The following is a 12,010-nucleotide window of genomic DNA, read 5'->3' on the forward strand; positions in this document are numbered from 1 at the left end:
CCGATGAACACCGCTAGGAAGGAGCCCGAGGTGACCGTCACCCCGAACGCCGTCCCCGTTCTGAGCAGCCTCTACCAGCAATCCGTCGCCGATTACTGGAACGCCGAGGAGAATCCGGTCAATCTGCGGCTGGGGGAGGTGGACGGCCTCTACCACCACCACTACGGCATCGGCGAGGTGGACTGGTCGGTCCTTGACGGGCCCGCAGACACCAGGGAGAGACGCGTCGTCAACGAGCTGCACCGGCTGGAGAGCGCGCAGGCCGAGACGCTCGTCGCGCACCTCGGCCCGCTGCGCCCCGAACACCGCGTCATGGACGCCGGCTCAGGCCGCGGCGGCTCCAGCTTCCTGACCAACCTGCGCACGGGCTGCCAGGTGGACGGCGTGTCGATCTCCGAGTCGCAGGTCGCCTTCGCCAACCAGCAGGCCAAGGAGCGCGGCGTGGACGACAGGGTGCGCTTCCACTTCCGCAACATGCTCGACACCCGCTTCCCCACCGGTGACTTCCAGGCCATCTGGAACAACGAGAGCACGATGTACGTCGAGCTGTCGCTGCTGTTCGCCGAGCATGCCAGGCTGCTGCGCCGCGGCGGCCGCTACGTGTGCATCACCGGCTGCTACAACGACGCCTACGGCCTGCCGTCGCGCGCCATCAGCCAGATCAACGCCCATTACATCTGCGACATCCACTCGCGCAGCACCTACTTCAAGGAGATGGCCGCCAACCGGCTGGTGCCGGTGAGCGTGGTGGACCTCACGGCCGCCACCATCCCCTACTGGGAGCTGCGGGCCAGGACCCACCTGGCCACCGGGATCGAGGACGCCTTCCTGGAGGCGTACAAGAGCGGCAGCTTCCAGTACCTGCTGATCGCGGCCGACCGCGTCTGACGGTCCGGCCCCCTCCCCCTCCCTCTGGCCTTGTCCTGGCCCGGCAGTCCTCCGCGCGGCGACGCGCCCTCCTCCCTGCCGGGCCGCCGGTGTGCCGGCAGGAACGCGGCGACCGCGAAGGCGACCAGCGACGCGCCGCAGCCGACCCCCATGACCAGGCGGAACCCCGCGGGCGACGGCGCGGTGAACGTGCCGAGGTCGACCGTGAGCCGGGCGAGCACGACCCCCGCGACGGCGCTGGAGACCGAGGTGCCGATGGCCCGCGACAGCGTGTTGAGGCTGTTGGCGGCGGCCGTCTCCGAGATCGGCACGGCCGACATGATGAGCGCGGGCATGGCCCCGTACGCCAGGCCGATGCCCGCCCCGATCACCGACGAGACCAGCACGAGCTGCCAGACCGCCGACATCAGCGCCACGCCCAGCGCGTAACCCGCGGCCACCACGAGCGCGCCCGCCATGAGCGTCACCTTCGGGCCCCGCGCCCGTGACAGGCGCGCCGACACCGGCGCCATCGCCATCATCACCAGCCCGGACGGCGCCAGCACCAGCCCCACGCCGAGCATCGTGGCGCCCAGCCCGTAACCGGTGGAGACGGGCAGTTGCAGCAACTGCGGCAGCACCAGCGCCATGGCGAACATCGCGAACCCGAACACGACCGAGGCCAGGTTCGTCAGCAGCACCTGCCGGCGGGCGGTGGTGCGCAGATCAACCAGCGGCTCGCGGGCGCGCAGCTCCCACCGGCCCCACACCCCCAGCACCGCGGCCGACGCGCAGAACAGGCCCACCGTGGTCACGCTCCCCCAGCCCCAGTCCGCGCCCTTGGAGACCGCCAGCAGCAGGCACGTCAGCCCGGCCGACAGCCCGGCTGCGCCCGCGACGTCGAAGCGTCCGCCGCTGCGCACCTGCGACTCCGGCACCAGCGCCACCACCAGCACGGCCGCCACGGCGCCGAACGCGGCCGACGTCCAGAACAGCACGTGCCAGTCGGTCCGCTCGGCCAGCAGCGCCGACGCGGGCAGGCCGAGCGCGCCGCCCACCCCCAGCGAGGCGCTCATCAGGGCGGTCGCCGAGCCGAGCCGCTCCTGGGGCAGCTCGTCGCGCATGATGCTGATGCCCAGCGCGATGATGCCGAAGGCGGCGCCCTGCAGCGCCCGGCCGGTCACCATGGGGGCCAGGGTGTCGCTGAGACCGCAGACGGCCGAGCCGGTCACCAGGAGGGCGAGGCTGATCAGGAGCATCCGCCGCTTGCCGTACATGTCGCCCAGGCGGCCCACCACCGGCGTCGCCACGGCTCCGGCCAGCAGCGTGACGGTGATCGCCCAGGTGGCGTCGGTCGGGGTGGCGTGCAGGAGGCGGGGGAGCTGGGGGATCAGCGGGATCACCACGGTCTGCATGAGCGCGACGACGATGCCTGCGAAGGCCAGCACCGCCACGATGGGCCGTGGGTTCCTGATGGGGGGCATGCAAGCAGCGTCCGGTCCATGATCCCGCCCGTCAACCGGTCGTGGCGAGCGGGTGCCAGGTGAAGGCTGCGCCGCGCCGCTCGATCCGGCCGAGGCCGGGGAAGGGCAGGTGGTAGGCGTGCACCAGCAGCCCGTCTTCCGCCGCCCAGTCCAGCAGCCGGCGGCGGCTGGCGACCGAGCGGGCCGCGTCGTGGTCCCACGGCGTGCGCCAGGCGGGGTTGGCGAGCTGGAGCGGGTCGTAGAAGGTGTCGCCCAGGCAGAGCAGCCGCTCCCCGCGCGACCGCAGCAGGACGGCCGTGTGCCCCGGCGTGTGGCCGGCGGCGTCCACGGTGTGCACGCCGGGCAGCACCTCGATGCCGTACCCGACGGGGCGCAGCCGCTCGCCGAACAGCCGGATCGCCTCCCGCGCCGCCGCGCGCTGCTCGTCCGGGAGCACGTCGTCGCGGTCCGACCAGAACTCCACCTCGGCGGCGTGCGCGTACGCGACCGCCTCGGGAAAGGCCCGCTCCCCCGCCCGTACGGCGCCCCTGACGTGGTCCTCGTGCAGGTGGGTGAAGACGACGGCGGCCAGGTCGGGCAGCTCGAACCCGGCCTCCGCCAGCCCCGCGCCGAACCGGCCGACCAGCGGCGCGAAGGCGGGCCCGTACCCGAGGAAGCCGGGACCGAGACCGGCGTCGACCACCGCGAGCCCCGCCGGGGTCTGCACGCACAGGCAGTTGTACGCGCAGGTCAGCGTGCTCCTTCCGCGCCCTTCCGCCGCCACGGCGGCGCGCAGCTCGTGCTCGGGCACGCCGGTGCCGGGACGGTAGAAGGCGGCCAGCGGCGGCTCCATGGGCGGCTCGGACTGGCCGTCGCTGATGACGGCGCAGGCAAGGCCGCCGACCGTGAAGCGATGGATCATCGTGTCCCCCAGATATCGGTTGCCTGCCGGGTGCGGTGTCCTCAATGATCGTGTCGTGTGACGACCGCACATTCTTCCGCACCTGCCCGCCCGCCGGCCCGCCCGCTGGCGCTGGTGACCGGTGTCGGCCGGACGACCGGGATCGGCGCGGGCATCGCCGACCGGCTCGCGTCCGACGGCTGGGACATCGCCCTGACCTGCTGGACCCCGTACGACGAGCGCATGACCTGGGGCGTGGAGGCCGGAGCCACCGACGCCATCACCAAGACCCTGGCCGCGCGCGGCGCCGCCACGACGGCCGTGGAGGCCGACCTGTCCGACCCCGGCGCGCCCGCGTTCGTCTTCGACGAGGTGGAGCGCCGCCTCGGCGCGGTGACGGCGCTGGTGATGTGCCACTGCGAGTCGGTCGACTCGGGCCTGCTCGACACCACCGTGGAGAGCTTCGACCGGCACTTCGCGGTCAACGCGCGGGCCACGTGGCTGCTGATCCGCGAGTACGGGCGGCGCTTCGCCGGCGCGCACGGCACCGGCCGGATCGTCGCCCTGACCAGCGACCACACGGTCGGCAACCTGCCCTACGGGGCGAGCAAGGGCGCCCTGGACCGCATCACGCTGGCCGCCGCGCACGAGCTCGCCGACCTCGGCGTGACCGCCAACGCCGTCAACCCGGGACCGGTGGACACCGGGTGGATGTCGCAGGAGCTCAAGGAGCGGATGGCAGGCCTGACGCCGCTGGGCCGCCTCGGCACGCCGCACGACACCGCGAACCTGGTGTCGTTCCTGTGCTCGCCGCAGGGTCAGTGGATCAACGGGCAGCTCCTGATGAGCAACGGCGGCCTCGCCTGACGCGTCTCAGCTTCTGATGAGCAACCGTGGCCTGGGCTAGCGCGTGCGGGCGAGGAACGCGGCGACCGTCGCCGCGAACGGCGCGGCGTCCTCGTGCCACGGGAAGTGCCCCACGCCCTGCTGCACGACGAGCTCGGCGTCGGGGAAGATCGCGGCGTACTCGGCGGCGACGGCGGGAATGGTGTTGAGGTCGAACTCCCCGGCCACCAGCAGCACCGGCGCCCCGAGCCCGGCCAGCGCCGCCCGGATCGCCGCCGGATCGTAGGCCCCCTGCGCACCGAACACGGCGGCGGCCTCGCCGTTCCTGTGCCGGTCGCAGAGCGCCAGGAACTCCCGCGCGGCCTCGTCCCAGCGCCCGAACACGAAGGGGTCGACGGCGGCCCACGTCTCGGCGGTGGCCTCGCCCGCCTGGATCCGCTCCAGAGCGGCGAAGGCCTCAGGGAACCAGGGCTCGCCGGCGCGCAGCCGGGCGGCCTCGAGCCGCGCCTGCGGGGCGGGCTCCAGGTCCACGGCCTTGGTGCTGGGGGCGATGAGGAGGAGCCGGGCGACGCGGTGGGGGTGGCGGGCGGCGTACAGGACGGCGAGGTTCGCGCCGGCGGAGTGGCCGAGCAGGTCGATCCGGTCGAGGCCGAGGTGCTCGCGCAGCGCCTCGACGTCGGCGACGAGCCGGTCGCAGCGGTACGTGCCGGGGTCGCCCGGCTTGTCGGAGTCGCCGGTGCCGCGCGGGTCCATCAGGATGAGCCTCCGGTGCGCGGGCAGGCCGCCGAGGTCGCCGAGGTAGGCGGAGTCCTGCATGGGGCCGCCGGGCAGGCAGATCAGCGGGTCGCCGTCGCCGGACACGTGGTAGGCCAGACGGGTTCCGTCGTGGGCCGGGTAGAAGGGCATGGCGCAGATCCTCGCAACGACGCCGCCCGGCGGGCAATCGAGTATTTCCCGCCGGGGCTGCGGAAACCTTTGCCATGCGCTGGTGCGGGCGGAGGGTCGTCGGGCGGGCGTACGGGAAGGTTCGAGGTCGGATCGGCTCAAACCTCACCGGACCGGGAGATGATCGTGCCCGCCAAAACCAGAAGCAGCACCAAGGCAACAACGAAGAAGCAGTCGAGCAGCCAGCCGTGGCTGCACGTCGACGGTACCGAGATCCAGGAGTTCGGCACCGTCAGGACGTGGCCGCTGGGCCTGTCGGACGAGGCCCGCGAGTACTCCTGCGAGCGGCTCAACCAGATCCTGGCCGACACGCAGATCCTCTACGCGCTGTACAAGAAGCACCACTGGCTGATGCGCGGCCCCACCTTCTACCAGCTTCACCTGCTGCTGGACAAGCACGCCGACGAGCAGCTCAAGCTGGTGGACCTGATCGCCGAGCGCGTCCAGACGCTGGGCGGCATCGCGGTGGGCGACCCGCGGCACGTGGCGGAGATCACCGTGGTGCCGCGCCCGCCGAACGGCGCCGAGGAGGTGCCGGCGATGATCTCGCGGCTGATCGAGGCGCACGAGACGATCCTCATCGCCTCGCACGACGCCGCCTCCCGCGCTCAGGAGATGGGCGACGACGGCACCAACGACCTGCTGGTCTCCGACGTGATCAGGACCGGGGAGCTGCAGACCTGGTTCCTGGTCGAGCACCTGGTGGACACGCCGCTGGTGGAGACGCCGCACAACGGCCAGGCCCGCATGCCGCGCCGCGCCGCCCGTTCGTCCAAGTAGTGAGTTTCAGCCAGGTTGTGAGGTTCAGCCCCGCGCGGCCTCCAGCCGGATGACGACGGCCTTGGAGGTCGGGGTGTTGCTGTGGTCGGCGACGCTGTCCAGCGGCACCAGCACGTTCGTCTCGGGGTAGTAGGCCGCGGCCGATCCCGGCGTGGTCGGGTAGGCCACCACCGTGAAACCGGGGGCGCGGCGTTCCACGCCGTCGTGCCAGACGCCGACCAGGTCGACCACGCTGCGCTCCGCGATGCCCAGCTCGGCCAGGTCGGCGGGGTTGACGAGGACGACCCGGCGGGAGCGGCGGATGCCCCGGTAGCGGTCGTCGCCGGAGTACGGGATCGTGTTCCACTGGTCGTGCGAGCGCAGTGTCTGCAGGATGAGGTGGCCGGGAGGGGCCTCCAGCCGCGCGAACGGGTTGCGGGTGAAGACGGCCCTGCCGCTGGGGGTGCGGAAGACGCGTTCGCTGACCGGGTTCGGCAGGCGGAAGCCGCCGGGCTCCGCCACGCGGGCGTTGAAGTCCTCGAAGCCGGGCACGACGCGGGAGATGCGGTCGCGGATGGTGCCGTAGTCGGCCTCGAACGTCTCCCACGGGATGTCCGGCTTGTCGCCGAGGACGAGCCTGGCCAGCCGCCCGATGATGGCGACCTCGCTGAGCAGCGTGCCGGAGGCGGGGTGCAGGCGGCCCCGGGAGGCGTGCACCTGGCTCATCGAGTCCTCGACCGTGACGAACTGCTCGCCGCTCGCCTGGATGTCGCGGTCGCTGCGGCCGAGGGTCGGCAGGATCAGCGCCGTGTCGCCGCAGACGGTGTGGGAGCGGTTCAGCTTGGTGGAGACGTGCGCGGTCAGGCGGCAGGAGCGCATGGCCCGCTCGGTGACGGCGCTGTCGGGGGTGGCGCGCACGAAGTTGCCGCCGACACCGAGGAACACCTCGGCCCGGCCGTCCAGCATGGCCTGGATGGCGCCCACGGTGTCGAGGCCGTGCTCGTGCGGCGGGGTGAAGCCGAACTCCCGCTCCAGCGCGTCCAGGAACGGCCGCGGCGGGCGCTCCCAGATGCCCATCGTGCGGTCGCCCTGCACGTTGCTGTGCCCGCGCACCGGGCAGACGCCCGCGCCCGGCTTGCCGACGTTGCCGCGCAGCAGCAGGAAGTTGACGATCTCCTTGATCGTGGCGACGCCGTGCTTGTGCTGCGTCAGGCCCATCGCCCAGCACACGATGACCTTCTTCGCGCCCAGGACCCGCTGGTGGACGCGCTCGATCTCCTCGCGGGTCAGGCCGGTCGCGGCCAGCACGTCCGCCCAGCGCACCTCGCGCGCGTGGGCGGCGAACTCGTCGAAGCCCGTGGTGTGCGCCTCGATGAACTCCCGGTCCAGCGCGTCGCCGGCCTCCAGCAGCAGCAGGTTGAGCGCCTGGAACAGGGCCAGGTCTCCGCCGGGCCTGATCTGCAGGAACTGGTCGGCGATCTGCGTGCCGCGCCCGACGAGACCGCGCGCCGTCTGCGGGTTCTTGAACCGCAGCAGCCCCGCCTCGGGCAGCGGGTTGACCGCCACCACGCTGCCGCCCGAGCGCTTGGTTCGTTCCAGCGCGGAGAGCATGCGGGGGTGGTTGGTGCCCGGGTTCTGGCCGACGACGAACACCAGGTCGGCGTCGTGGATGTCGTCCAGGCTGACGCTGCCCTTGCCGACGCCGAGGGTGTCGATGAGGGCGACGCCGCTGGACTCGTGGCACATGTTCGAGCAGTCGGGCAGGTTGTTGGTGCCGTACGCGCGGGCGAAGAGCTGCAACAGGAACGCGGCCTCGTTGCCGAGCCTGCCCGAGGTGTAGAACAGGGCGCGGTCGGGTTCGCCGAGTCCGCGCAGCTCGCCGGCGATCAGGCCGAGCGCCTCGTCCCAGCCGATCGGTTCGTAGTGGTCGCTGCCCGGCCGCTTGACCATCGGCTCGGTCAGCCTGCCCTGCTGGTTGAGCCACTGGTCGGAGGCGCCGGCCAGCTCGGAGATCGGGTGCTCGCGGAAGAACTCGGCGGTGACGCGACGCGTGGTGGCCTCGTCGCTGACGTGCTTCGCGCCGTTCTCGCAGTACTCGTTGACGTGCCGGCGCCCCGGCTCCGGCCACGCGCAGCCGGGACAGTCGAGGCCGGCGGTCTGGTTGAGGTTGAGCAGCGTCAGCGCGGTGCGGCTGGGTGAGGTCTGGCCCAGCGAGTACGACAGCGCGTGCCGGACCCCCGGCAGCCCGGCCGCCCACGTCTTGGGCGCCCCGACCGAGAGGCGCTCGCCGTCCTGACCTTCGACCTTGTCCATGGATGTGCCACGTCTTCGCTGCTCGATGCCGAAACGATCCTTCCAGAACTCTACTTTTCGTACGGACCGGATCTGCCCCCTTCTCCGCACGGACCGGGCCCGGTCTCTTCTCCGCACGGCCCGCATCCGACCCCCTTCCGCACGGACCGGAACCGACCGCGCCCGGCTCAGCCCTCCGTGCCGAACCCGTCGAGCACCTCACGCTCCTCCTGCGGGCGCAGCTCCTGGAAGACCGTGATGTGCAGGCCGGCGGGCGCGTCGAGGCGGGAATTCAGCGACTCCCACGGCGTGACCGTCGGCGGCGCCACCTCCGTCGCGCCGGCCGAGACCAGCCGCTCCGTGGTGCCCTTGGCGTCGTCCACCTCGAACGCGACCCGGATCTTGGGTGCCACCTGCCGGCCCACCTCGACCTCGTCGATCATCACCTTTTGCGCCGGGTTGGCGATCTCCAGGGTGGCGCGGCCCGCGTCCAGGATTGTCACGCGCGCGCCGTCGCCGCCGGAGAACGCCGCCTGCTCGGGCAGGCCGAGCACGTCGCGATAGAAGGCCAGCGCGGCCTCGTAGTCCTCCGCCTCGACGACCAGCCTGAGCTGGCGGACCGGGGTGCCGGGTGAGGTGGGGTTCGTGGTCATGGACCGGTTCTCCTTCGCGGGTCGTCCTTCTTTTCCGATGCAACCGGACGGCCCACCCACTTCATCCCACCTCCCCGCCTTCGCTTCCCCCACCCCAGACGAAACCCAGGCCAGCATGATCCGCCACCGACCGGATCTCGGGTCTGGTCGGCGTCCCGATCACTGGTTACCGTCCGAGCTATGGCCGATTCTGAGCACTACCCGTTCGGGCCAGGCCCACATGGGGCTCTGGCCGGCGCGTACGCCGAGCGCCGCGGCAAGGACCCGCTCGGCAAAGTGCGGCTGCCCAGCGGCTGCACGGCGTACCTCACCACGACCTACGAGGACACGCTCGCCGTGCTGAGCGACCCGCGTTTCGGCAAGGACCTCAGCCGTCCGGGCTCGCCCCGGATGTTCAGCGGGTTCTCCCTGCTGGAGACGCCCGGGATGCTCTCCAGCATGGACCCGCCCGAGCACACCAGGCTGCGCAGGCTGCTGTCGGGGGTGTTCACGCCGCGTCAGGTGAACGCCTGGCGGCCCAGGCTGCGCGCGCTCACCACGGAGCTGCTCGACTCCCTGCCCGGCGAGTTCGACTTCGTGCACGACTTCGCGTTCCCGCTGCCCGTGCAGGTCATCTGCGACGTCATGGGCGTGCCCGGCATCGACACGGCGCGGGTCAGGGCATGGTCGGACGCCATGCTCTCCACGTCCAGCCTGTCGGAGGAGGAGCAGCTCGGCGCGGCCATGGAGTTCGCCGCGTACATCGCCGAGGTGATCAGCGAGCACCGCGACCAGCCGGGCGACGGCCTGCTGGCCACGATGATCCACGCCCGCGACGGCGAGGACCGGCTGACCGAGGAGGAGCTGGTCACCAACACGCTCGTGCTCTTCCTCGCCGGGCACGAGACGACCGGGACGGCGCTGTCCAGGTCGATCCTGCGGCTGCTCGACCCGCGTGAGGGCTACGAGCGGCTGATCGAGCGGCCCGAGCTGATCGAGAGCACGGTGGAGGAGCTGCTGCGGCTGGAGCTGGTCGGTGACAGCCCGTTCGTGCGGGTGGCCAGGGAGGATGTGGAGCTGCCGTCGGGTGTGGTGCGCGCGGGTGAGGGCGTGATCGCGTCCAACTCCTCGGCCAACTTCGACCCGTCGATCTTTCCCGATCCCTGCGCGCTGCGGCCGGAGCGGCAGGCTGCGCACCTGACCTTCGGGCGGGGCACACACTTCTGCCTGGGCGCGAACCTGGCGCGGATGGAGCTGCAGGAGATCCTGCGCGTGCTGGTGACGCGGCAGCCGGGGCTCAGGCTGGCGGGGCGGGCGCGGGACGTGCCGTGGACGGAGGGCAACCTGGCTGTCCGGCCGGCGAAGCTGATCGTCAGGAAGTAGGAGGCAGGCGATGTCCTGAGGTGCAGGCCGCGCCTCACCGGCCGCCGCGAGGGGGCGGTGTGCTGAGGCGACGGCCGAGGCGCTGCATGGGGCGTTCGAGGTAGCGGTGGGTCAGCCAGCTCGCCGGCAGGAGCAGCGACAGGAAGACCAGGCCGATGCCGAGCTGGTACGGCAGGGGCGACCAGCGCATCTCCCCCGCCACCTCCATCAGGATCAGGAGGATCGGCAGATGCACCAGGTAGAGGGAGTAGCTGATCGCCCCGAGCCAGGCCAGGACGGCGGGTGAGCGGCGGGTGCGCCACGCCATGGCGGCGGCGAAGGTGAGGGCTGTGAGGAGGATGGTCAGCCCCCACACGTCCGGCCGCACCCACCACCAGCCGGCGTTGCGCGCCCATAACGGCGTCGCGGCCACGACCACGGCGGTGACGGCCACCGGCCAGAGCGGCCCCGCGCCGCTCTCCCACCGGCGGATCGCCGTCCCCGCGAACATCACCGCCACGATCGCCACCCCGAACCACGGGACGCGGCTGCTCAGCAGCACCAGCCCCAGCGCCATCACGCCCAGCGCGCAGGCCGCGACCGTGCGCCAGCGTCCGGAGATGACACAGCCCATGCCGGCCGCGAACACCGCGCACGACACCCAGGCCAGCCACCCGCCCGAAAGCGGCGGCCCGGTCAGCGCCAGCCCCGCCACGCCGCCGGCCACCGCGAACAGAGCCGGGAGCAGACCCCACCGATCCCGCACCCCGCCGGCGAACAGCGCGGCGGCCAGCAGATAGAAGACCATCTCGTACGACAGCGTCCACATGGTGTTCAGCACGCCCGCGACGCCCACCACGTCCAGCAGCATCGTGGCGTGCGCGGCGGCGGAGGACAGGTCCCTGGGCACCTCGGGCCGCACCGGGATCCACCAGGCCAGCGCGAGGACGACGGCGATGACCGCCAGGTAGAGCGGATACAGGCGGAAGGCGCGGCCGATCCAGAAGGCGCGCAGGTCGCCGTGGCGCTCCAGCGAGGTGGGGATGATGTAGCCGCTGACCAGGAAGAACACCAGCACGCCGTACACGCCGAGGTTGAAGGCGGTGGGCCGCAGCCACGGCATCGCCCACGTGGTGAGGTGCTCCCCCACCACGGCCATGGCGCCGATGCCGCGCAGCGCGTCCAGCCAGGCGAGCCTGGGGGAGGCCGGCCGTTGGGCGCGGAGCGCTGCGGTGAGGGCCAGGGGCATAGGGATCAACGTATCGCCAAACGGGATTCTCGGGGCAGCCCTACGGGCGTGTGCCCGGCGGGAATCCGGTCCAGCGCAGGTCGGCCGGCAGGTGGCTCATGTCGTTGAACATCACGATCGCGGGTGGCAGGCCCGTGCGGTAGTGGATGACGGTCAGCGCGGTGTTGCCGCTGTTGAGCCCGAGCCATCGGGACGGCGGCGCGTCCAGGGCGTGCCGGATCAGCCACGCGATCTGGAAGGCGTGCGTCACCAGCACCTCATGGGTGTCGGACGCCGCCTCGTCGGGGACCGTCGCGAACCGGGCGACCAGCGCGTCGGCGAGCCTGCGGCCCTCGGCGGCCTCGGCCGCTTCGTAGCCGTCGAAGAAGCCCGCCCATGGCCCTGGCGTGTCGGCCGGGCCGGGGACGAAGGGCACGTGGTCGATGAGTTCGGCGGCCTCGGCCATGGGCGCGTCCGGCAGGTGCTTGGCGAGTTCGTGGGCGCTGGCCACGGCGCGGGGCAGCGGGGAGTGCCACACGTTGTCGATGGGGAGGGCGGCGAGGCGTTCGCCCAGGAGGCTCGCCTGCCTGTGTCCAAGGTCGGTGAGCTCGCCGAACGCGTCGGCGGCGCCGTGGCGGGCCAGGTAGAGGTGTCGCGTGGGCATGAGTGGTCAGGGGCGCGGTGGCCGTGCGGGGCCGCGCCTCTCTCCTTTCCT

Annotated in this window: 11 protein-coding genes; 4 read left to right on the forward strand and 7 right to left on the reverse strand. The window is 72.2% G+C overall.

All coding sequences use genetic code 11. The annotated features are described in order from the left end of the window. Window positions 1–30: 30 nt before the first annotated feature. Window positions 31–888 (forward strand): geranyl diphosphate 2-C-methyltransferase, encoded by an 858-nt coding sequence (locus FXF51_RS20620; RefSeq protein ID WP_262379692.1) that lies wholly within the window; start codon window positions 31–33, stop codon window positions 886–888. Here the strand turns inward: FXF51_RS20620 and FXF51_RS20625 are convergent. Next, entirely contained in the window at window positions 774–2,351 is a 1,578-nt protein-coding gene (locus tag FXF51_RS20625) for an MFS transporter (RefSeq protein ID WP_148436145.1), read from the reverse strand. The two genes, FXF51_RS20620 and FXF51_RS20625, sit on opposite strands and share 115 nt — an antisense overlap. Window positions 2,352–2,382: 31 nt before the next feature. Continuing rightward, entirely contained in the window at window positions 2,383–3,252 is an 870-nt protein-coding gene (locus FXF51_RS20630) for an MBL fold metallo-hydrolase (protein ID WP_187414469.1), read from the reverse strand. Between the two features lie 57 nt (window positions 3,253–3,309). On the opposite strand from FXF51_RS20630, the gene FXF51_RS20635 reads away from it, so the two are divergent. Then, on the forward strand, window positions 3,310–4,098 hold the full coding sequence (locus tag FXF51_RS20635; protein ID WP_148436147.1) for an SDR family oxidoreductase: 789 nt from the start codon (window positions 3,310–3,312) through the stop codon (window positions 4,096–4,098). Between the two features lie 36 nt (window positions 4,099–4,134). On the opposite strand, the gene FXF51_RS20640 is transcribed toward FXF51_RS20635, so the two are convergent. Next, complete coding sequence (locus tag FXF51_RS20640) at window positions 4,135–4,983, reverse strand: alpha/beta fold hydrolase (RefSeq protein ID WP_148436148.1); 849 nt, start codon at window positions 4,981–4,983, stop codon at window positions 4,135–4,137. A 165-nt stretch (window positions 4,984–5,148) separates the two neighbouring features. Between FXF51_RS20640 and FXF51_RS20645 the strand changes: the two genes are divergently transcribed. Then, complete coding sequence (locus FXF51_RS20645) at window positions 5,149–5,802, forward strand: Dps family protein (RefSeq protein WP_262379694.1); 654 nt, start codon at window positions 5,149–5,151, stop codon at window positions 5,800–5,802. Window positions 5,803–5,826: 24 nt separating this feature from the next. On the opposite strand, the gene FXF51_RS20650 is transcribed toward FXF51_RS20645, so the two are convergent. Together FXF51_RS20650 and FXF51_RS20655 are read right to left on the reverse strand one after the other, a co-directional pair. After that, window positions 5,827–8,094 (reverse strand): FdhF/YdeP family oxidoreductase, encoded by a 2,268-nt coding sequence (locus FXF51_RS20650; protein WP_148436150.1) that lies wholly within the window; start codon window positions 8,092–8,094, stop codon window positions 5,827–5,829. 167 nt (window positions 8,095–8,261) lie between these two features. Next, window positions 8,262–8,726 (reverse strand): VOC family protein, encoded by a 465-nt coding sequence (locus FXF51_RS20655; protein WP_148436151.1) that lies wholly within the window; start codon window positions 8,724–8,726, stop codon window positions 8,262–8,264. Window positions 8,727–8,906: 180 nt separating this feature from the next. Here FXF51_RS20655 and FXF51_RS20660 point away from each other — a divergent pair, with 180 nt between their 5' ends. Then, window positions 8,907–10,088 (forward strand): cytochrome P450, encoded by a 1,182-nt coding sequence (locus FXF51_RS20660; protein WP_148436152.1) that lies wholly within the window; start codon window positions 8,907–8,909, stop codon window positions 10,086–10,088. Between the two features lie 34 nt (window positions 10,089–10,122). Here FXF51_RS20660 and FXF51_RS20665 read toward each other — a convergent pair whose 3' ends face one another. After that, the gene (locus FXF51_RS20665; RefSeq protein WP_148436153.1) at window positions 10,123–11,316 is read right to left on the reverse strand and encodes an acyltransferase family protein; all 1,194 of its coding nucleotides are present in this window, start codon (window positions 11,314–11,316) and stop codon (window positions 10,123–10,125) included. Window positions 11,317–11,356: 40 nt separating this feature from the next. After that, the gene (locus tag FXF51_RS20670; RefSeq protein ID WP_148436154.1) at window positions 11,357–11,959 is read right to left on the reverse strand and encodes a histidine phosphatase family protein; all 603 of its coding nucleotides are present in this window, start codon (window positions 11,957–11,959) and stop codon (window positions 11,357–11,359) included. Between the last annotated feature and the right edge of the window lie 51 nt (window positions 11,960–12,010).

This window comes from Nonomuraea sp. PA05, from assembly GCF_008086045.1.
Lineage (GTDB): Bacteria > Actinomycetota > Actinomycetes > Streptosporangiales > Streptosporangiaceae > Nonomuraea > Nonomuraea monospora.